Here is a 21,012-nt window from a genome sequence, read left to right on the forward strand (position 1 = left end):
TGGGATCGGGCTAACAACCACAATCCTCGCAGACAGGAGGCCTCTCCTAAAACGCTCGCTCCACTCCCGCGCTAGCGGGTTCGTTCAATCCCCAACGAGTCCGCCTTCGCTCCCGCTGGTATTAGAAAGAGTCGCCACGCCTCAAGACCACACAACATGCGCAAGAGCCACCAATTCGGGGAAGCATCATCATGGCGTTGCTCTCCGAAGTGGATTCGACACCCTGAGCCTACCGGCTCAAGGCGGGCAACGCCGCCCCTTCAGAATTTCAACAGTGAACGGGACATCTCCCCCATTAAGGAGATATTTCGTTCGGGAGTTTTCTGCATTTTCGACTGGACTTCGCGCCCTTAGCACGCATTGCTACGGGTGCGGCTGGCGCCGAAGAATGGCGGCCAGCCGGGTCCATAACCATGGACGGTCGATGCCAGGTTCGCCCTGTACTTTTGCAGGGCTTTAGTCAGTGCAGGCGCCAATAGAGGCGCCGCTTTGACGGAGCCTGAAACCATGACGAAACAGACCAATCCCGTTCAATCGAAGATCGCAAGCATGCCTGAGGGCGTAGCGTCCCGAACTCCGCGTCGTAGAAAGGCGACTGGCAAGGTGGCCGGTGGGGAAATGCCGACGGCCAACGTCCGGCCCGTGGCAACGGGCGGGAGCGTTTCCGCGGGGACGCGCGAACCGGTAAAGGCCGATGCCGGGGTAAGTGATGGCGCTCGTATGACCAAGCAGGAACGCGTCCTGACACTGCTGAACCGGACAGAGGGGGCGAGCATCGAGGAGATCATGGCGGCGACGGGGTGGCAGCAGCACAGCGTGCGCGGCTTCTTCGCCGGCACTGTAAAAAAGAAGCTCAAGTTCAATCTGATGTCGAGCCGCGACGGGGCCGAGGCACGGCGCTATCGCATCGAGGCGAAGGGTACGACAGGAACGGCGCGGTGAAGCCTGGGGCCGACCTGCGTGACGAGATCCCCCGGCTTGAAGGTCTGACGATATTCGAGCTTCGCGGGGAGTGGCGGCGTCATCTCAGGATGGCGCCGCCGATGCGGCTCAGCCGCGACCTGCTGGTCCGCGGCATTGCTTACCGGCTGCAGGAGAAAGCCCTGGGTAAGCTTTCAAAAGCGTGTCTGCGGCGGCTCTCGGTCGCGCCGACCGGTCCCGGCGAACGCGCCTCCACGAAAACCCGTACGGCGGTGTTGCTCAAACCGGGGACACGGCTGGTGCGCGAATGGCACGGGGTGACCCATTCGGTTCTTGTCCATGCCGACGGCTTTGAATGGCAGGGTCGACGCCATCGCTCGCTCTCGGTGATCGCAGGCGCGATTACCGGAGCACACTGGTCCGGACCACGCTTCTTCGGCCTCACCCGCAGCGCCGTGGATGGCGCTGCGCAGGTCGAACGCCGTTCCGCAAACAAAGGGATCGACGGCCATGAAGGCGCCTGATCGTTCGGCGCGGTCGCCCGTGCTCCATTGCGCCATCTATACCCGCAAATCCTCCGAGGAGGGCCTGGACCAGGAGTTCAATTCACTCGACGCGCAGCGCGAGGCCTGCGAGGCGTATGTCAGAAGCCAGAAGCATGCCGGCTGGAACGTCATGCCCGAGATGTATGACGATGGCGGGCTGTCGGGCGGGACGATGGAGAGGCCGGCCTTGCTGCGCCTGCTTGCCGATGTGCAGGCCCGCAAGGTCAATGTGGTGGTGGTTTACAAGATCGACCGGCTGACCCGCTCGCTTTTTGACTTCGCGAGGATCGTGGAAACGCTAGACGGACGCGGCACCTCGTTCGTCTCGGTGACGCAGCAGTTCAATACCACGACCAGCATGGGCAGGCTTACGCTCAACGTGCTCCTGTCATTTGCCCAGTTCGAGCGCGAGATCACCGGCGAGCGCATCCGCGACAAGATCGCCGCCTCCAAGCGGAAGGGCATGTGGATGGGCGGCAACGTGCCGCTCGGCTACGATGCCCGTGACCGAAAGCTGGTGGTCAATGCAGCAGAGGCAGAAACGGTTCGCTTCATTTACCGGCGATACAGCGAATTGGGCACGGTATCTCTGTTACAGGGGGAACTCGACCGGCTTGGCATCGTCAGCAAAAAGACCCAATCTGAAAATGGTTTGACCTATGGCGGCAGGCGGTTCTCGCGCGGTGCGCTCTACCATCTGCTTGCCAACCGCATCTATCGCGGCGAGATCGTCCACAAGGGGGAGATCTTTGCCGGGCTGCACGAACCCATCGTCGACGAGGATTTGTGGCAGGCGGTCCAGAACCAGCTTGCGGCCAACCGGGTCGATCGGTCGTTGGGCATTGGAGCGCAGTATCCGAGCCTGCTCGCCGGCTTGATCGTTGACAGCGCCGGCAGGCGGATGACGCCCACACATTCCGTCAAACGTGGCTTGCGCTACCGCTACTACTCATCTGCCACCGAACAGGGGAACGAGGCCAAAGAGCAGGTGAGGCCGCTGCGGGTGCCGGCGGGCGACGTCGAGGCACTGGTTGCCGATCGTCTTCGGTCCCTGCTGTCTTCTCCCTCCGACGTTGGCGACATCATCGCGTCGCCAGGGCTCGACGCTCACGTTCAGCTTTTGATGCTCGGTCGCGCAAAGGAAATCGTGGCAGCATGGCCGCAGCTTGCGTCGATCGACATGCGAGCGCTTGTGCGCGCCGTTGTCGAGCAGGTGATCGTTGATGCCAACGGCATTTGGATCCGCGTCAGACAGTCCAGTATACTGGAAATCCTGAAGCCCGGTACAGGGGATGGGGCCAGCGATGTGGACCCGGTGCGGTCCGCGGAAGACATCATCGTCCTTGAGATCGAGGCGCAGCTTGTGCGCCGGGGCAAAGGAATGCGTCTGATCATCGGCGATGCACAGGTCGGCGAAACCGATCCGGAACTGGAAAAACTGCTCAGGGAATCGTTCACCATCCGCGATCAATTGCTCTCGGGCAGCGACGACAGCATCGAAGCAATGTCGAAGCGGCTGGGTCTGCCGAAGGGCTATCTGACTTCTCGTGTTCGCCTGACGTGGTTGGCGCCCGACATCGTCGTCGACCTTCTCAGGGGCCAACACCCTGTGGAACTGACCAAGCTGCGACTGTTGTCAAAGTCCGGGGATCTGCCGCACGACTGGTTGCGGCAGCGCGAATTCCTCGGCTTCGCGGCGAGCTGACGACGCCAAAGCTTCCCAATCAATCTGCCAAAATGCTTCACATCCGTCGCGCCGAAAGCGGCGCACAGAGATAAAACGGCCTGTCGCCCGCTAAGTGCGGCGCGAATCCGTCTCACCGGCACGGCGATGCGCATCCGAAGCGCGTAACCTGCGGAATACACGGTGGAAATTCGACTGCGGTGAAATCAATAAAAATGGTGCAAAAACAAAGAGTTAGTTGGCTGGGGAACCTGGATTCGAACCAGGACTAACGGAGTCAGAGTCCCCTACTCGCCATTGTTTTCAATGCGATTTTTCCGCTCATGTCGCAGTCATGTCGCTATACGGTCAGCAGCATGTCTGCGGCGCTGTCCATCTCGGTCATGGTGTCGCCCTTGTCGAACAGGTGGCCGTACACGTCCAGCGTCATCTGGATAGAGCTATGGCCGAGCCGCTCCTGCACCACTTTCGGGGGCAACCCGAGACCACCATCTTCCTTTCGGTTGATGCACCAAGAGGCATAGAAGTGTCGCAGAGCGTGCAGGCCGGGGTACTTCGGCCCGCCATCATCGCTGGTGACGCCCGCTGCGATCTGCACGGGCGCGTAGAGCCTGCGGATGATGTTGACGTGAAACTCTATATTCCCGGCGCCGTTCGGAAAGACGAGATCCTGATCGCCAGTCGGACATTGGCTTTGCCATTCGGTGAGGGCCTTAGCCAAACCGGAGACCATGGGGATGGTGCGTCGGCCCTTCTTCGATTTTGGGGAGCCAATCTCCTGATATGCATCGGCTCGTTGACGGACAGTTATCGAAGACTTGGAGAAATCGACGTCGGACCAGCGAAGGCCTCGCAACTCCGATGCCCGCATGCCGGTGAAGACAGCAGTCATCAGGAACACGCGAACACGCCCCGTAGCGCCGCCAAGGATAACCTTCACCTCGGCTGGCGTTGGAATGTCTACGCCAGCCTGAACTTGCGTGCGGTGACGTCCAGAGTGGCGCGTTCGGCCTTTCTTGTCCCGACCCATTTCCTTGACGGCATTGCGGACGACTAAGCCCCGTTCCTGCGCGTCCGATAGGACAGAGCCGAGCGAGACGCGCACGTTTCGTTGCATCGCCTCGGAACGACCTTCCTCCCTAAGCTTGTCGAGGAAGGCGCGCACAAAAGGCACGCTGACCTCCGTAAGGCGATGAGTGCCGATGAGCGGGACGATATGGCGATGAACGTGCTGTCGGTACTGCGCTACCGTTGACCTCTCGAGGCCTGCCGCGTCGCAACTCGTTAGCCAAAGCTCGGCTGCTGCAGACACAGTAATCGTGTCTGCGTCGGCAATGTGAAGGCGGCCTGCGACTTCGATATGCGTCTTCGCATCGAATGCCTGGGCGTCTTTCTTGCGGGAGAATGTCTTGATGTGTCGCTTGCCGGCTTGGTCGTAGTAATCGACTACATAAGCCGACTTCGCCTCACCTTTGGCAGTCGTCCAGTTCCGTACACGTATGGCCATGCGTCCCCCTCGGTTGAGGGACACCATGCAAGACTAACGGACTCTTTGCAACATGCAATCCACGTAAACATATTGACAAAGTGCCAAAAATATGTTAACGTATGACACACTGATCCAAGAGATACAGTAAACCGTTAACAGGAAAGGTGTCAAGCCCCTTTCCGCATTTTTCTTCAGGAGCATTCATGGAAGCCGCCAACGATAACACCCTCGCCGCAGACCTTCTGAAGGGTGCCGACGCGATTGCCGACTACACCGGCTTCGATAGGCGCTCTGTTTATCACTTCGCATCGAAGGGTGGCCTTCCTACTTTCCGCGTGGGGGCGCTAATCTGCGCTCGGAAAACGACGCTGATGGCGTGGATTTCGGAACAAGAAACTGCCGGCCGCGCCGCGGTGGCGGCGTGAGCGACCTGTTCATCGCCGCCAACGATAACGCACCAGGCGCCCAAACGGCCCGCAAATTCTCGGGCGACAACGAGTGGTACACGCCAGCCCGCTATATCGAAATGGCGCGCGAAGTCATGGGCCAAATTGATGTCGACCCCGCATCAAATCCGATAGCCCAGGCCACGGTCAAAGCCGGCACGTTCTATACCGCCGAGACCAACGGACTCGACAAAGAGTGGCACGGCAAGGTGTGGATGAATCCACCATATAGCCGCGGATTAATGCCGAAGTTCGCGGCAAAGATTGTCGAGGAGTTCGAGTCGGGCCGATGCACTGAGGCCATCATCTTGACGAACAATTCGGCCGATACTGCATGGTTTGCTGCGCTCGTCGGTTCGGCTTCTGGGTTTTGCTTTACGCGGGGCCGCATACCCTTTGAAAGCCCCACGCGCAAGAACGGCGGTGGGCTGCCGATGGGCCAGGTTTTCACTTATTTCGGGCCGCGTCCTGAGCGGTTCGCTTCTATTTTCGCGGACGTTGGCCACTGTATGCGTGCCGCGAATGACAACCGCCCTGCATTGAGGCAGGCGGCCTAAACACCACCCGCCAACCACCCCGTAACCAACCGAAAGGAGACCACCGTGGAAATTCTCGCCATTCGCCCTGAGCCGCCCGGCACGCCATCGAAGCGACTCGCTATTTTCGACGCGCAATTGACGCCTGACATCAGGATTTTCGGATTGAAGCTTGTTGAAACACCGCGGGGCCCCCGAGTTTACGCACCGCGCGGTGGTGCCAACGCGGTGGCGACGTTCGCACCGGCGTTCGCAATCGAATTAACCGGCGCCGCAATGGCAGCCCTTGATGGAGAAAATCGTGGCACCACTGACCGCTAATCACGCATCCGTCCTCGATGATATCCTGCGCAAATACAATAAAACACGTGCAGTGTCGGGCACCGCGCCGAAAGCCGCCAACAACAACCGTTACGGACCTATTGACCCTTGGGCGCGGGCGAAGCATCCGCCCCTGCCCGAAGGCCTGCTACCGCCGATCCTGGAGCGGTTCGCGCGAGTGCAAGCCGAAACGATGGGCGTCGATCCGGGCGGGCTCGCTGCGGCTGCCCTGACCGTGTGCGCCGCCGCGGTGAGCGATACCATCCAGTTGAGGGTCAAGGCGCACGATCGGAATTGGGTGGAAAGTGCCCGCCTTTGGGTGGCACTCGTAGGCCAGCCGTCCGCGAAAAAGTCGCCGGTGATTTCGGCGGCCAGCGCGCCTTTGAAGTCGATCGACGCTGATCTCTACCGCGCGTTTACCGAGGCCAAGGCCGAGCACGACGCCCTGCCGGCCGACGAGCGCAAGACGACGGCCCCGCCGCCGAATACCAGGATCCGGCTCGAAGACACGACGATCGAGGCCGCGCAAGAGGTCTTGAAGGACAGTCCGAACGGCGTTTTGTGCCTGCAAGATGAATTGACCGGATGGTTCGGCAGTATGGAAAAATACACAAGCGGACGCGGATCGGCGAAGGATCGAGGATTTTGGCTTCAGGCTTTCAATGGCGGTTCGTATGTCGTCAACCGGATTGGGCGGGGCTCGGTATGGATTGACAACCTTTCTGTCTGCCTCTTGGGGGGCATCCAGCCGGACCCCATTCGCCGCATCGCCGCCGACATGCACGACGACGGGCTTTTGCAGCGCCTGTTTCCGATCGTCATGGGCGAGTCGAGCGTCGGAAAGGACGAACCCACGCCGCCCGTTGTCGCCGAATATAGCGCTTTGGTTCACCGGCTACACAAGCTCGCCAATCCGAAAACCGGCCTTGTTGAAGTGCCGCTCCGATTTAACGACGCGGCGCAGGCAATTCGTGCCGACCTTGCCGAGAGGCACCACGCCCTTGTCGGGGCATGGGAGGGCGTCAACAAAAAGCTGGCCGCTCACATCGGAAAATATGACGGTCTATTCGCCCGTCTGTGCGTCGTCTGGCACTGCTGCGAGAGCACGGCGCCACGTCCCGCATCAATCGTCACTGCGGACACTGCGGGCCGCGTGGCGGCCTTCCTGCACGGCTTCCTCCTGCCGCACGCGGTCGCATTCTACACAAACGTCATCGGGATGTCTGACCGCCACGACGCGCTTCTGGCGACGGCGGGATACATACTTTCGCATGAGCTGGACGAGATCACGGCGCGAGACGTGCGGCGCGGTGATCGGACGATGCGGGCGCTTGATACCAAGCAGGCGGAGACCGTCCTCGAAACGCTCGATGCCATGGGATGGCTGCTACCGTTGTTCTCGATCCGGCGCGACTCGAAGAATTACCAAGTGCATCCTTCTGTGCATTCCGTATTCCGCGACCGAGCCGCTGCGGAAAACGAAAGGCGGGACGCGGCGCGCGAACTAATCGCTTCGACGCTATAGGATGTCGCCTAATGGTTGCAACGGCAAGGTTATGCAAGTGTCACCGACTGTCCCTTGCGTGCGGGAGTCATAAACTGCCTACACCATTTTTTATATAGGTGGACACTTCCAGAATGACTCCCGCGCACAAGGGACACTTGCGGACACTTCACAAGGCAACCGCCCTAACGGGCACCCTGAAACGAGGAGATTACCAATGGAAACGACTATGATTCCAATCGAACCGAAACCGGGCCTTCACCCCGACACCGGACAGCCGGTCACGCTGGTCGGCATTGACGCGAGCAGCCTTTTCCCGCGCCTGATTATTCTGATCAGCGACGCGGACGGGACGCACGCCGCGGCGGTCGAATACATGCCGAATCGTCCACAATGATTGTGTCGATGAAACCACGCCCCGTCGATCCCGTGTTTCGGCACCGCGTCACCACGCCAGCAGCCCGGCTCGATGCGCTCACCGCGGCGGCCCGCAAGGTTGTCGGCAAGGCCGAGGACGGACTGCAGCTAGACGCGCTGGCCGGTGCTCTGGACGCCACAGAAGCAGTGGCGCGCGACGTGGCGCAAGCCCTTGGGAAGGAGGCCGTGTGGTATTGCAGCAGCCGAGGTTGGCGAATTCGGCTGCGCTCGCCGGAAGAACGGCGGCTCGTGGCCAGCAATGACAACGATGCGGCGGCGTGATGGCGCACACATGGGGTGGGTCGCAGGGATCGACCGGGTTTTGCGCGTGCGCGCAGGGATACGGCGCATGTCACTTGAAACTAATTCAAGTGAGCCACGCACCCCACACCACCAAGCACGGCACGCAAGGCCACGGGGTACCGCGCATGACTACCCGGCCGGCAGGCAGCACCGACGCTCCCACTCCGCTCTATTGCTATTACAGAAAAACCCTCGCGTGCGCGTGCAAGCGCGCGAGGGATGGGGTGGCTCGCAGGATGGTAACGGCAACAATCGCAGACCGGCGGGGTACAGAAACACGCGCCGCCGCAGGTTTCGAGGTGGTGACCCCCGTGGCCACGATTGCCTTACCCTAGGGAAGCAAATTTCCTGTATTGGAATTATGAAATTTGCCTTGGGAACGCGGGTTCGGACCGGCGAGGCTATGGAAGCGTGATCCACCCCGTGGGTGCCATGCGTGGCCGCTGGCGCGCTTCGCGAGGCGTACAGGTATTTGGTACCGGACAGCGGCTAACGCGCGTTGGCGGGGGCTCTACGGCAATCGACTTCAATAATATACGCAAATCGGCAGGATTGCAATGATCGAAATCAACGGCCGAAACTTCGTCAACTCGGAAATCCATCGCAACAGGGTTTGGCAACGCCCGCCATACCTCCCCCAGGCCGCGCCTGCGCCATCGCCCGTGGCCGCCAACAACAACAGGAAGGCCGCAAGCGGCAAGGCTGCCCACCAATGGCCAGCGATGGCGCGTGCGACGGCGGGAACGCTTTTAGACGACCCTCGGGCCAATCGCGTCGCCGCTGCCGTGCTGGCGGGGTTTGCCGCGCTCTACGCTGACGTGTCGATTGACCCAAGCGCCATCCCGTCGCCGGCCGGGCGGATCGCAGAATTGAGCCTCGCCGACGTGCGCGAGGGCGACGATGGCGAAGGCGACTTCCCGGATGGCTATGGTGCCGAGCGCCTGATGTCCAACGAGGCGACGGCCGAAACCCTCATTGCGCTGCACAAGGCGGGCGAGCTACGGATCGTGCCCGGCGAGATCGAACCGTATCTCGTTTTGAAAAACGGCCAGTGGCGCACGCTGCGCATGGACACATTCCGCCAACCGCGCGGCCCGGTCGCCAAGTCAAGCAAGCCGCTCACCGTTGGCTCATCTGGCACCGCGGCCGTGTCCCGTCCGCCGTCAACGCCGCAACTTGACCGGCTCATCGCGATGGAAAGCATCGAATCTATCCGCGGTCGAATGGACAACGATTCCTGGGCCGGATTGGTTGATCTGGCCGTCCATAAGATGACGGCAAGACAACTTGGCGAGCGGCACGGGCTTACCTTCAAGCGGGCCGAGGCATTGGGCGGAGAGCTTATGCGGAAATACATAACGGCCGCGATCGCTGCGTTTGAACTTCCCGACGCCGCGAACGACAACAATTCGCCGGAAAGGCTGGCCGCGTAAGTACTTGATATTGTTGCGGTAGTACCTCAACCATCAATACGTTGCCTTACAAGAAAGAACACGCGAGGATGATATGAAGAAGAATAATGATTTTGACGCACTGTTCCCTGGAGTCGTCGCCGATGTCGATCGCATGATTGCCGGCCTCATCGACAACGACGCCTCCGCGACCGGGCTTGGTCTTGCCTTGATCGTCTGCGGTTCTGAACTGCTAACGGTCACAAACGGCGCCGGCGCGGCGATCGGCGCGCTTGAGGGCGCCCGAGATACAATCGCTCATCATGTAGCGGCGCGGCTCATGGCCGCTGCATAAACCCTATTTCCGACAACCCGATGGGCGGTCGGGCCCCGCGCCGATGGCGCAAATCACCCCAAACAACCGAAAAAGCAGCCCGATGGGCCGCCGAACGGTTCCTGCCGCTTCGCCGAGGCGATCGGTAATATGGGAATAAAATATGTCTATCACTGAAAAACAAGCTCTAGCGATTCGAAAAGTCGCTGGCGCAAAACTCCGCAAGGCGGGCCTCCCCGACGATCTCGCGCGCTATGACGTGTCCGAAATCAAGGACACCCGCGCCGCCCATACCGCGAAAAAGGCCATCGTCGCCATTGCTCGCGAATTGCTCGACGGAATGGCGGGTGCCGATGAAGATCGAGCCGCTGAACTGGACGTCGCTCATACTGGGCTGATGGCGGTTTACGACGGAATCGAATCGCGCTTGGACACCTTGAACGGCAAGTCCCGTCGCCCGATGATGGCCGATGGCACGGCCAGCGGCGCCTCGGGCTTCTCGACTTCGACGGACGAACCGGCCGAGGCCTTCACGTTGCGTTCCGGGCAGTCTTTTACCGACTACACGCGCGAGCGTGCGGGCGAAGACGAGTTCGGCGGCGTTTCTACGGGCGCGTATCTGCGCGCGATGGTCCTGGGTCCGAAAGGCGACGTAGAGCGGCGAGCGCTGGCCGAAGGCACGGACTCGAGTGGCGGTTATACCGTGCCAGATATCTTGTCAGCGCGAATGATTGACCGGTTGCGGGCGGCGTCGGTCGTTTTCCGGGCCGGTGCCCAAACTGTTCCGCTGGCATCGGATCAAAATTATATCGCCAAGGTTGCGACTGATCCCGCGCCCGGCTGGCGTAACGAGAATGCGCTCGTTGCGGAGAGCGACCCAACCTTCGGACGAGTGGCGCTGACGCCGCGCAGTTTGATGGTAATGGTGCGCGTTTCCCGCGAGCTGTTGGAAGACAGCTTGAACATGGAGACGATCCTTCCGCAAATCATGGCCGCGGCGATGGCGGGCGAGTTGGATCGTGTCGCTCTTCTCGGCAGTGGCACCGCGCCCGAGCCGCGAGGCGTCGTCAACTTCACCGGGTTGACGGCCAATGCCTTCGCGGGCGGCGCGCTGTCCGGCTACGGAGCGTTGATCACCGCGCGAACCGCGCTGCGGACAGCGAATTCGGATGCTACTGGCTACGTCATGGCGCCTCGCGACGACGGCACTCTCGCCGGATTGACGGCCACGGATGGCCAGCCTTTGCAGGTTCCGCCTGCGATTGCCGGTGTTCCGATCCTGACGACCACTGCGATTCCCGTTAATGGCGGCGTGGGGACAAATGAGTCTTCGATTATTGCCGGCGACTGGTCGCGCCTTATGGTCGGAATCCGCAGCGAATTGCGCATTGAAGTGCTCAAAGAGCGGTTCGCGGATGTGAATCAGTATGCGTTCGTGGCGCACTTGCGGGCGGATGTCGCGGCCGAGCAGGAAGCGGCGTTCACCGTGCTCGACGGAATAACGGCGTAAGATAACGGCGGGCTTCGGCCCGCCGATGAATGGCCGGCTAAGGACACGGGGGAACGGCCTCCGAGACGGGCGGTGCGTGCCGGCATTGAAGTTCAGCGCACCGTTCGAACCGCCAGACGGACTCCAAACCGTCGAAGGGCTCGCGCTTAACGGCGCGGGCCTTTTTTTCATACGGGGGTGCCTAATGGACCACAGCCGCGAAAACACCGCACCGGCGGGGACGGTTTCCGTGCGTATCTGCAAATGAAAACATGACCCAAGGAAGGTCAAGGCCCCATGCCGCGTCTCGGGGTGTGTCGTTTAGCTATATCGTCGCCAACTTGGCGTCGGACACGTACTTCCCGCTTACCCCGACCGCCTTGGCCGCCTTGTCACGGGCCTTGCCGGTGGGACCCTGTGGTAATTTTACCCTAGGGTCGGCGCTTGGCCGCGTCCCCGCCAATTCGACCATCCGCAGCCTCGCCAGCACAGCTTCCGCCCGTTCGATTTCGACGACGCTTCGTGCCTGGCGGTAGGTTTCCGGGTTTCCGAAGCCGGCCTTCTCGGCTGCGATCGTGCGGGTCTCCCTAGATGTCCTGTCGCTAAATTCCGCAAAATCTTGCGGATTATCCGCGCTCGGTCGTCCTCGCCGCGATCCATCGCGGCCCGCACCGCTTCGGCGATGGCAACGCGCTCGGACGTGGTGAACGCAACGCCTAGCAATGCACGCCGCCTCTTGCGCTGGCGACAACTATAGTCATGATTAGATTTTACCATTTTACCAATTCCATTTTACCATATACCAAATTACCAATTCCATTTTACCATTTTACCAATTCCATTTACTTCGCATGTCCAGTTAGGGAAGGTGTCCGCCCAGATTTTTTCTTGCCGGGCCGGGTTGACATGCCAGGAAGACCATGCATTCTTCCGCCGTGGCCTTCCCGGCCGCCCGGCCGTCCTGGCCCTGGAGGTAAGAGCATGACATTTCAGATAAAAGACTTCGCACGCAGGGCAGACGATCAAGCTCGGATCGCCCGGCTGGAGATCGTCGACTACGAGATCGACGACGCGATGCTAGTTTACACTGCCCGCGAGATCGCCGCCCCGTACCAAGAGTTCGAGGGCACCTTCGTTCTGGAGGACGAGGACCCGCGCGTGGAGGAATTGGGCTGCTACGAATTCTGGCGGCTATGTCGCGCAATTGGGCTGGAGGATTTCCCGACCGAAACGAGGGACATCCTTCTGCGAGATTTCGCGGCTGTCGTATCTGCGGGGCAGATCGTGAAGTTCCTCGATCTGCCCCCGGCCGCAGGCGACCAACGCCATGGTGTCGGCATGGGCGCGGCGACGGCACGCCACGTCGGGCCGGATCCGATGCTCGATCTGATCGTCCGCTTCCGGGCTGCCGAGGCAGCTTACGACGCCGCGCCCGCTGGATTGAGCGACGAGGAGTGTGATGATCTCAGAGAACAAACCTGCGGACCGCTCTATTGCGAACTGTGCGACAGTCCGCCTCCGATTCGCAGCAATGAGGGCGCCATCGAGGCCATCCGCACGGCCATCGCCATGGAAAGCGAGCAGATCGACCTAGCGATGCTGGGGGCGGTGATCAACTATCTGCAGGCGTCACAACCGCCGACCTGACCGGCTGCACTACCAAAGCAGCCGTTAGCGCCGCTGGGCACCACGACCAGCAGAGCGCCGGGCGCCGTCCCGAAGCCGGTGAGCGCCTCGTGATCTTAGGGTTGCGGGGCGCTTTTGTTATTCAGGGGAGGGCCGGCACCCATGTCGCATCATGTTGCTATTCGCTGCGTGACACAGATTCCGCGCCATACAAATCAATGGCTTAGAATGCGACACGTTGCAACATGAAAAAAGGGATTTTTGGCTGCCTTGAGGCAGAAACCTCAATGAAATCAGTGGCTGGGGAACCTGGATTCGAACCAGGACTAACGGAGTCAGAGTCCGTGGGTCTACCGTTAACCTATTCCCCACCGTACCGGCCGCCTGTCGGCGCCGCGGATGCAAGCTCATATAGACGCAGGCGGCGCGACTGTGAACCCTCTGTCGCGATTTTTCCGTGATCCCCATGCCCGGACCGATGCGCCCCCTTGCCGCAGTCGCGGCGGACCGCGAACCGGTGCCGATCGCGCTGCCGAGGCCGGCCGCCGGCCGGCTAAGCCCCGCTCCCGCCCTTGTGCTGTCCATAGGGCTTGCTACACTCGACAGCGAATAAGCCAATAAAGGCGTCATGACGTCCGGCAGGATGGCGGCGCCGGAGAGACCGTGTGAGTGACCATGATATCGGTGGGAGAAACCATCCGTCGTCGGATCTGAACGGGATTTACCAACCCGGCCCGGCATCGCCGCAGCCCCTGCATGATGGGGCGGGCGAGGGCGGGCAGTCCCTGACCAAGCGGCAGCGCCGGCGGCGACGCAAGGCGGTGGCCAAGAACGCGGCGCTCCCCGACGCCGCGGCCAAGACGGCGAAAGACGACGACCGGCCGGCTGGCCCGGCGGAGCCGCGTGGGACGCGAAAACCCCGCCGGCGCCGCCCGAGGAGTCGCGCCGCGAAGCCGGATGCCGGGGCATCCGCGCCGGTCGGGGCTAAGCGCGATGCTGCCCCGGCGGCACTCGCGCGCGCCGAGGCGAATGCGAACCGGCATTCGGCCGGGAAATCCGTGCCGGCCCTTGCGCCCGTCCGTGTCGCGCGTCCAGCGCCCGCCGCGCATCGGCCGCCCGCCTATGCCGCCCTCGATCTCGGCACCAACAATTGCCGTCTTCTCATCGCGATCCCGACGCGCCCGGGTCAATTCCGGGTCATCGACGCATTCTCGCGCATCGTGCGGCTCGGCGAAGGCCTCAGCCGCACCGGCAGTCTGTCGCGCGGTGCGATGGACCGGGCAATCGCCGCCTTGGGCATCTGCGCCCAGAAACTGGCCGCGCGCGATGTCGGCAACATGCGGTTGATCGCCACGGAAGCCTGCCGCTCGGCGGCGAACGGCGCCGAGTTCATCGAGCAGGTGGCGCGGCATACCGGACTTGAGCTTGAGATAGTCACCCGCGAGACCGAGGCACGGCTGGCGGTCTCCGGTTGCGGTTCGCTGATCGATCGCTCGGCCAAGGGCGCCGTTCTGTTCGATATCGGCGGCGGCTCGTCGGAGATCGCGCTGCTCGATCTTCGCGGCGCCTACACCCGCCGCCTGGCAAGCCGTATCGTCGCCTGGACGTCGCTGCCGGTCGGTGTGGTGACGCTTGCCGAACGTCACGGCGGCCGCGACATCACTCCGGAACTGTTCGAGCGGATGGTGGTCGAAACGGTGGAGATGATCCATCGCTTTCCCGAGCGCGACCGGCTCGGTTCGATCGTCGGCAGTGACCAATTCCATCTGCTCGGCACGTCGGGAACGGTCACCACGCTCGCCGGGGTGCATCTCAATCTCGAACGCTACGACCGGCGTCAGGTCGATGGCCTGTGGCTGACCGACGACGAAGCCGACGAACTGGTCGCCAGGATCGCCGGATGGAGCTTCGACGAACGGGTCGCCAATCCTTGTATCGGCAGCGATCGTGCCGATCTGGTGCTGGCCGGCTGCGCCATCCTGCAGGCGATTCGCCGGGTCTGGCCGGCCCCGAAGTTGCGGGTGGCCGATCGCGGCCTTAGGGAAGGGCTGTTGACCGAGATGATGGTCGCCGACGGCGTTTGGCGGCGAAACGAACCGATGAGAAAGACGCGCGGATGAGCGGACGCGGCGACGACCGGAGCTTGACCGTCAAGGTCAAGAAAAAGCGCGGGGTGAAGGCGTCCTCGCGCCGCTGGCTCGAGCGCCAGCTCAACGACCCGTATGTCCGCCGGGCGAAGGCCGACGGCTACCGCTCGCGGGCGGCCTACAAGCTGATCGAGATGGACGACCGCTACAAGCTGCTGAAGCCGGGGCTGAGAATCGTCGACCTTGGCGCGGCGCCGGGCGGCTGGTGCCAGGTTGCGGTCGAACGCACCGGATCGAGCGGCGACGACATCCGCGTTGTCGGCATCGACTATCTGGTGGTCGAACCGGTTCCCGGTGCGACGATCCTCGAACTGGACTTTCTCGACGATACGGCGCCAGCGCGCCTGCTCGAAACGCTGGGCGGCGATCCCGACATCGTCTTGTCCGATCTGGCTGCGCCCACCACCGGCCACCGCCAGACCGACCATTTGCGCACCATGCATCTGTGCGAAGTGGCGACGGATTTCGCCCTTCGCACGCTCAAGCCGGGCGGACATTTTCTCGCCAAGACCTTCCAGGGCGGAACCGAGCGCGATCTTCTCAACCTGCTCAAGCAGAATTTCGTCAGCGTCCATCACGTCAAGCCGCCGGCCTCGCGCGAGGGCTCGGTCGAGCTCTATCTGCTGGCCAAGAGCTTCAAGGGTCGGCGCAAACGTCCCGATGGGGAAGATGGCGAGGGCGAGGGACGGATGCCGCTCGACTGAGCCCCCCGCGAAACGCCGCCGATCGCCGTGACGGGTGCGTCCCCGATCGGGCGATCTGTTCGGTATAGCCACCCTGACTTCCAAACGTCACGACACCGTGCTAGCAGCCCTTGCCAATCCTTTTCCCGCCCGACTCGCTTTCCGGCGGACGCATCACCCACGAGGACTGGCATGGCCCGCATCATCGATACCGCAACCGGCTCGACCGCTCTCACCTTCGACGACGTCCTGCTGCAGCCGGGCCATTCGGAGGTGATGCCGGGGCAAGTCGACCTTCGTACGTCGATCACCCGGACGTTGAAGCTGAACATCCCCATCCTGTCGGCTGCCATGGACACGGTGACCGAAGCCCGTCTGGCGATCGCCATGGCGCAGGCCGGCGGCATCGGTGTGATCCATCGCAATTTGACCCCGACCGAACAGGCCGAGGCGGTCCGCCAGGTCAAGAAGTTCGAGAGCGGCATGGTGATCAATCCGGTGACGATCGGCCCGGACGCCACGCTCGGTGATGCGCGCGCCCTGATGGAACAGCACCGTATTTCCGGCATTCCCGTGGTCGAGAACGGCGGCTCCGGCGGCCAGACCCAAGGCCGACTGGTCGGCATTCTCACCAATCGCGACGTGCGATTTGCCTCCGACGACCGCCAGCCGATCCACGAATTGATGACCAAGGACAGGCTGATCACCGTCCGCGAGACGGTGGACCAGGACGAAGCCAAGCGGCTTCTCCACCATCACCGGATCGAGAAGCTCGTCGTCGTCGATGGCGACAACCATTGCATCGGCCTGATCACGGTCAAGGATATCGAGAAGTCGCAGCTCAACCCAAATGCGTCGAAGGACGCGCAGGGGCGCCTGCTGGCGGCGGCCGCGACCAGCGTCGGCGACGATGGCTTCGAGCGGGCCGAGCGGCTGATCGATGCCGGGATCGACCTTCTGGTCATCGACACCGCCCATGGCCATTCGCAGCGGGTTCTGGATGCGGTGGCGCGGGTGAAGCGGCTCTCCAACGAGGTCCAGATCCTCGCCGGCAACGTCGCTACGCCGGACGGCACCAAGGCGCTGATCGACGCCGGCGCCGACGGCGTCAAGATCGGCATCGGACCGGGCTCGATCTGCACCACCCGGATCGTCGCGGGGGTCGGCATGCCGCAGCTCTCGGCGATCATGGGCGCGGCGGAAGAGGCGGACAAGGCGGGCGTCCCGGTGATCGCCGACGGCGGCATCAAATTCTCCGGCGACCTCGCCAAGGCGCTGGCCGCCGGCGCGGCGGCAGCCATGGTCGGATCGTTGCTTGCCGGGACCGACGAGAGCCCAGGCGAGATCTATTTGCATCAGGGCCGCTCCTACAAAGCCTATCGCGGCATGGGTTCGGTCAGCGCGATGGCGCGTGGCTCGGCCGATCGCTATTTCCAGGCCGAGGTGCAGGACACGTTGAAACTCGTGCCGGAGGGCATCGAGGGCCAGGTCGCCTACAAGGGGCAGGTCTCGGCCGTCTTGCATCAGCTCGCCGGCGGCCTGCGCGCGGCGATGGGCTATGTCGGCGCCCGCGATCTGGAGACCTTCCGGCGCGAGGCGCAGTTCGTGCGGATTTCGAGCGCCGGCTTCCGCGAAAGCCACGCCCACGACGTGACGATTACCCGCGAGAGCCCGAACTATCCCGGTGTTGGCCTGTAACGGCAACGCGAGATTTCCTGCTCTTTTTCCGATCGTCATGTCTGTCCGATACGGAAGCGTCGGTCGGAACCGCCGACCCGGTTAGGCGAATCAGGTCCGCCAGCGCGTCGAAATCGCGCCGCCGCGCCGTCGACGGACGGAAGGCGAGGGCGATTGTCCGGAACGGCGTCGGCGCCTGGAAGGGCAGGACCGCGATGCCGCCGTGCCGGGTTTCGTCGGCGATCGCCATCTGTGGGATCAGCGTCGCGCCCAGACCGCCGGACACCATGCGCAGAATCGTCGCCAGACTGGTCGCGGCGAGCCCCGCCATTTCCCCGGCATCGGCGATGCGACAGATTTCCAGCGCCTGAGCCCTCAGGCAGTGCCCTTCCTCCAATAGGATCAAGCGTTCCTGCCTGAGCGCCGCGATTGGTACGGGAACCGGCAGCCGGCCGGCTTCGGCCGCGGGAAGCGCGAGATGGAACGGGTCGTCGAAAAGCGCGATCGTCTCGATGCCCGGGTCCTCGATCGGCAGGGCGACGAGGGCGCAATCGATCCGTCCCGCCGTAAGGTCGGCAAGCAGCCGGTCCGTGACGCTCTCGCGAATCTCGCATTCCAGTGTGGGATAGGCGCAGCCTAGTTCGCGGAGAACGGCGGGCAGAAGATAGGGCGCGACCGAAGCGATGATGCCGAGCCGAAGCCGTCGGCTGAGCAACCGGTCGCCAAGGGTGGCGAGGCTTTCCAGTTCGCCGACCTCCGCCAGAATGCGCGCGGCGCGTTCGCGAACCAGCGTGCCGTCGCTGGTCAGCGAGACGCCGCTGGCCGCGCGATTGAACAGCGGCCCGCCGAAGAAGGCCTCCATTTGGGCGATCTGCGCCGATAGCGCCGGCTGGCTGATATTGAGCTGCTTCGCCGCCCGGCCGAAATGCAGGGTCTCGCTGAGTGCATGAAAATATCGGAGCTGCCGGATGGTGATCATGCCGATAGGATAATCCGATTGCACTCCACTGCAAATACGATTGGAGATTATCGAGAGAATGCCTATTATCAGGTCGAGATTTTCCAATGAAAAGGGAGGCCGTCATGGCTGATCGCAAGACACTGAGGACGAGCGCCGGCGCGCCGTGGCCGAACAACCAGGATTCGCTGTCGGCCGGCGAGCGCGGACCGCTGCTGATGCAGGACTACCAGCTGATCGAGAAGCTGGCACACCAGAATCGCGAGCGCATTCCCGAGCGCGCCGTCCATGCCAAGGGCTGGGGCGCCCACGGCACGCTGAAGATCACCGGCGACATCTCCCGATACACCAAAGCCAAGGCTCTGCAGCCGGGGAGCGAGACCCCGATGCTGATCCGCTTCTCGACCGTCGCCGGCGAACTCGGCGCCGCAGACGCCGAGCGCGACGTGCGCGGCTTCTCGATGAAATTCTACACCGAGGACGGCAACTGGGATCTGGTCGGCAACAACACGCCGGTGTTCTTCGTCCGCGATCCCTACAAGTTCCCGGACTTCATCCACACGCAGAAGCGTCACCCGAAGACCAACATGCGCTCGCCGACCGCCATGTGGGACTTCTGGTCGCTGTCGCCGGAGAGCCTGCACCAGGTGACGATCCTGATGTCGGATCGCGGCCTGCCGGTCTCCCCGATGCACATGAACGGCTATGGCAGCCACACCTTCTCGCTGTGGAACGATGCCGGCGAGCGCTTCTGGGTCAAGTTCCACTTCAAGACCGAGCAGGGCCACGAGCACTACACCAACGCCGAAGCCGAGCAGGTCGTGGGCAAGACCCGCGAGAGCTACCAGGAGCAGCTGTTCAACGCGATCGAGGAAGGCAACTTCCCGCGCTGGAAGATGCAGATCCAGATCATGCCGGAAATGGACGCGGAAAAGACCCCGTACAATCCGTTCGACCTCACCAAGGTGTGGCCGCACGCGGACTACCCGCCGATCGACGTCGGCACTTTCGAGCTGAACCGCAACGCCAACAATTATTTCGCCGAGATCGAGAACGCCGCCTTCTCGCCGTCGAACGTCGTGCCCGGGATCAGCTTCTCGCCGGACAAGATGCTGCAGGCCCGCATCTTCTCCTACGCCGACGCGCACCGTTACCGGCTCGGCACCCATTACGAGTCGATCCCGGTCAACCGTCCGAAGGTGGAAGTGCACAACTACCACAAGGACGGCACCATGAACGTCTATGGCGGTGTCCGCACCGGCAACGAGAACGCCTATTACGAGCCAAACTCCTTCGGCGGCGCGGTGGAGGACCGCTCAGCCCAGGAGCCGCCGCTGCGCATCTCGGGCGACGCGGCGCGCTATGACCACCGCAACGGGCACGACGATTACAGCCAGGTGCGCGAGCTCTTCGTGAAGGTGCTCGAGGCCGACGAGAAGGAACGGCTGTTCAACAACATCGCCGGCACCTGGGCGGACGTTCCCGAAATCATCTGCGAGCGCCAGTTGGCCGAGTTCCAGAAGGTGCATCCGGATTACGAAGCCGGTGTTCGGCGCGCCTGGGACAAGATCAAGGCCGAGGGCGGCTACAAGCCGAACGCCGCGCCGATCTCGGAGAACACCCCGCAGATCACCGGCGGCGGCGCGGCCAGTGGCCATCCGCAGGCCGCCGAATAAAGCGAGGCATCGTCTCGCACAGACAATCATCGAAGGCCGGGAGCGATCCCGGCCTTCGCTCTTTGGTCGCGCCAACCCACGGTCGCACCATTGCGGAATTTATCTGGCTAGCCTACTGTCTAGCTTAGTCGGCAGGGCATCACGAGGCGCGGCATGGGCAATCAGTGGAGTTTGCAGGACGCCAAGAACAAATTCTCGGCGGTGGTGGAGGCGGCCCTGAATGGGCGGCCTCAACGCGTGACACGACGCGGTGAGTCGGCGGTTGTCGTGGTCTCAGCGAAGGATTTCGATGCGATGAAGGATCAGGAGATCGAGCGCAATCGCGCCTTTGTGAGGCATCTGCTCTCGGCCCCCAAAGTTCTTGGGCCTGGCGAGGAACTCATTGACGAGAACGATCGCGCGATGCTCGTTCCACGCGACGTTGAGTTCGACTAGCGCCCGATGTATCTGCTGGACACAATGGTGGTGTCGGAACTGGCGAAAACGCCACCACACGACGCCGTGCTGGCTTGGCTGGCAAGGAACGCTGACAGTAAGCAATTTCTCAGCGTTATGACCTTCGGCGAACTGGAGCGCGGCATCGCGTCGCTTCGCCGCCGAAATCGCAATCGTGCGGATCGTCTCTCGATCTGGTTTGCAGGCCTCAGCGAGGAATTTGTCGATCGGACGCTGCCGGTGACCTATCCTATCGCGCGCATCTGGGGCCAATTGTCGATCCACTCGCATTCGCACGCCGCAGATCTGTTGATTGCCGCGACGGCGCTGGAACACGATCTGATAATCGTCACGCGCAACATTCGCCACTTCGCGCCAACCGGCGCAAAGCTGTTCAATCCCTATGAAGTCTGAGCCCTTTGACCAATCC

21 protein-coding genes and 1 tRNA gene are annotated in these 21,012 nt (G+C 62.5%); 19 read left to right on the forward strand and 3 right to left on the reverse strand.

Translation table 11 applies throughout. The features are described from left to right. Positions 1-720: 720 nt before the first annotated feature. The 3 genes from VQ044_RS15090 to VQ044_RS15100 are packed head-to-tail and all read left to right on the forward strand — an operon-like array spanning position 721 to position 3,171. Entirely contained in the window at positions 721-942 is a 222-nt protein-coding gene (locus VQ044_RS15090) for a DUF3489 domain-containing protein (RefSeq protein ID WP_327648579.1), read from the forward strand. Beyond that, positions 939-1,445: a DUF2924 domain-containing protein gene (locus VQ044_RS15095; protein WP_327648578.1), complete on the forward strand. Its 507-nt coding sequence runs from the start codon at positions 939-941 to the stop codon at positions 1,443-1,445. The genes VQ044_RS15090 and VQ044_RS15095 overlap by 4 nt, the downstream gene beginning before the upstream one ends. After that, positions 1,432-3,171, forward strand: a complete 1,740-nt coding sequence (locus VQ044_RS15100; protein WP_327648577.1) for a recombinase family protein — start codon at positions 1,432-1,434, stop codon at positions 3,169-3,171. Before VQ044_RS15095 ends, VQ044_RS15100 begins: the two co-directional genes overlap by 14 nt. A 319-nt stretch (positions 3,172-3,490) precedes the next feature. Here VQ044_RS15100 and VQ044_RS15105 read toward each other — a convergent pair whose 3' ends face one another. Then, positions 3,491-4,657, reverse strand: coding sequence for a tyrosine-type recombinase/integrase (locus tag VQ044_RS15105; RefSeq protein ID WP_331827704.1), 1,167 nt, complete (start codon positions 4,655-4,657; stop codon positions 3,491-3,493). 185 nt (positions 4,658-4,842) lie between these two features. Between VQ044_RS15105 and VQ044_RS15110 the strand changes: the two genes are divergently transcribed. The 10 genes from VQ044_RS15110 to VQ044_RS15155 all read left to right on the forward strand — a co-directional run bounded on the left by VQ044_RS15110 (position 4,843) and on the right by VQ044_RS15155 (position 13,027). Continuing rightward, positions 4,843-5,064, forward strand: a complete 222-nt coding sequence (locus VQ044_RS15110) for a DNA-binding protein (RefSeq protein WP_331827705.1) — start codon at positions 4,843-4,845, stop codon at positions 5,062-5,064. Next, positions 5,061-5,642 (forward strand): DNA N-6-adenine-methyltransferase, encoded by a 582-nt coding sequence (locus VQ044_RS15115; protein WP_331827706.1) that lies wholly within the window; start codon positions 5,061-5,063, stop codon positions 5,640-5,642. The genes VQ044_RS15110 and VQ044_RS15115 overlap by 4 nt, the downstream gene beginning before the upstream one ends. Positions 5,643-5,687: 45 nt before the next feature. Then, a complete protein-coding gene (locus tag VQ044_RS15120; RefSeq protein WP_331827707.1) occupies positions 5,688-5,942 on the forward strand; it encodes a hypothetical protein in 255 nt (84 codons plus the stop codon). Next, positions 5,923-7,467: a DUF3987 domain-containing protein gene (locus tag VQ044_RS15125; protein WP_331827708.1), complete on the forward strand. Its 1,545-nt coding sequence runs from the start codon at positions 5,923-5,925 to the stop codon at positions 7,465-7,467. The genes VQ044_RS15120 and VQ044_RS15125 overlap by 20 nt, the downstream gene beginning before the upstream one ends. A gap of 196 nt (positions 7,468-7,663) precedes the next feature. Beyond that, a complete protein-coding gene (locus VQ044_RS15130; protein WP_331827709.1) occupies positions 7,664-7,843 on the forward strand; it encodes a hypothetical protein in 180 nt (59 codons plus the stop codon). A gap of 8 nt (positions 7,844-7,851) precedes the next feature. Continuing rightward, positions 7,852-8,145, forward strand: coding sequence for a hypothetical protein (locus VQ044_RS15135; protein ID WP_331827710.1), 294 nt, complete (start codon positions 7,852-7,854; stop codon positions 8,143-8,145). A 578-nt stretch (positions 8,146-8,723) separates the two neighbouring features. Further along, on the forward strand, positions 8,724-9,599 hold the full coding sequence (locus tag VQ044_RS15140) for a hypothetical protein (RefSeq protein WP_331827711.1): 876 nt from the start codon (positions 8,724-8,726) through the stop codon (positions 9,597-9,599). A 73-nt stretch (positions 9,600-9,672) separates the two neighbouring features. After that, the gene (locus tag VQ044_RS15145) at positions 9,673-9,912 is read left to right on the forward strand and encodes a hypothetical protein (protein ID WP_331827712.1); all 240 of its coding nucleotides are present in this window, start codon (positions 9,673-9,675) and stop codon (positions 9,910-9,912) included. Positions 9,913-10,054: 142 nt separating this feature from the next. Continuing rightward, positions 10,055-11,401: a phage major capsid protein gene (locus VQ044_RS15150; RefSeq protein WP_331827713.1), complete on the forward strand. Its 1,347-nt coding sequence runs from the start codon at positions 10,055-10,057 to the stop codon at positions 11,399-11,401. 960 nt (positions 11,402-12,361) lie between these two features. After that, positions 12,362-13,027 carry a hypothetical protein gene (locus tag VQ044_RS15155; RefSeq protein ID WP_331827714.1) on the forward strand — a complete coding sequence of 222 codons (666 nt, stop codon included), beginning with the start codon at positions 12,362-12,364 and terminating at the stop codon, positions 13,025-13,027. Between the two features lie 276 nt (positions 13,028-13,303). Here the strand turns inward: VQ044_RS15155 and VQ044_RS15160 are convergent. Beyond that, a tRNA-Gln gene (locus VQ044_RS15160) sits at positions 13,304-13,377 on the reverse strand. A 348-nt stretch (positions 13,378-13,725) separates the two neighbouring features. Between VQ044_RS15160 and VQ044_RS15165 the strand changes: the two genes are divergently transcribed. The 3 genes from VQ044_RS15165 (at position 13,726) to guaB (ending at position 17,534) form a co-directional block, all read left to right on the forward strand. Further along, the gene (locus VQ044_RS15165) at positions 13,726-15,126 is read left to right on the forward strand and encodes a Ppx/GppA phosphatase family protein (RefSeq protein WP_442872941.1); all 1,401 of its coding nucleotides are present in this window, start codon (positions 13,726-13,728) and stop codon (positions 15,124-15,126) included. Further along, positions 15,123-15,857, forward strand: a complete 735-nt coding sequence (locus VQ044_RS15170) for an RlmE family RNA methyltransferase (RefSeq protein WP_327648576.1) — start codon at positions 15,123-15,125, stop codon at positions 15,855-15,857. Before VQ044_RS15165 ends, VQ044_RS15170 begins: the two co-directional genes overlap by 4 nt. Positions 15,858-16,028: 171 nt before the next feature. Beyond that, a complete protein-coding gene (gene guaB, locus VQ044_RS15175; RefSeq protein WP_327648575.1) occupies positions 16,029-17,534 on the forward strand; it encodes an IMP dehydrogenase in 1,506 nt (501 codons plus the stop codon). Here the strand turns inward: guaB and VQ044_RS15180 are convergent. Continuing rightward, entirely contained in the window at positions 17,494-18,492 is a 999-nt protein-coding gene (locus VQ044_RS15180) for a hydrogen peroxide-inducible genes activator (protein WP_327648574.1), read from the reverse strand. The genes guaB and VQ044_RS15180 overlap by 41 nt on opposite strands. A 104-nt stretch (positions 18,493-18,596) precedes the next feature. Between VQ044_RS15180 and VQ044_RS15185 the strand changes: the two genes are divergently transcribed. The 3 genes from VQ044_RS15185 to VQ044_RS15195 all read left to right on the forward strand — a co-directional run bounded on the left by VQ044_RS15185 (position 18,597) and on the right by VQ044_RS15195 (position 20,996). Then, entirely contained in the window at positions 18,597-20,147 is a 1,551-nt protein-coding gene (locus tag VQ044_RS15185; protein WP_327648573.1) for a catalase, read from the forward strand. A gap of 153 nt (positions 20,148-20,300) precedes the next feature. Then, positions 20,301-20,582, forward strand: a complete 282-nt coding sequence (locus VQ044_RS15190; protein ID WP_327648572.1) for a type II toxin-antitoxin system Phd/YefM family antitoxin — start codon at positions 20,301-20,303, stop codon at positions 20,580-20,582. A gap of 6 nt (positions 20,583-20,588) precedes the next feature. Continuing rightward, positions 20,589-20,996 carry a type II toxin-antitoxin system VapC family toxin gene (locus VQ044_RS15195; protein ID WP_327623781.1) on the forward strand — a complete coding sequence of 136 codons (408 nt, stop codon included), beginning with the start codon at positions 20,589-20,591 and terminating at the stop codon, positions 20,994-20,996. Positions 20,997-21,012: the final 16 nt, after the last annotated feature.

It is taken from the genome of Aurantimonas sp. C2-5-R2 (assembly GCF_036549495.1).
In the GTDB taxonomy this organism is placed as follows: Bacteria; Pseudomonadota; Alphaproteobacteria; order Rhizobiales; family Rhizobiaceae; genus Aurantimonas; species Aurantimonas coralicida_A.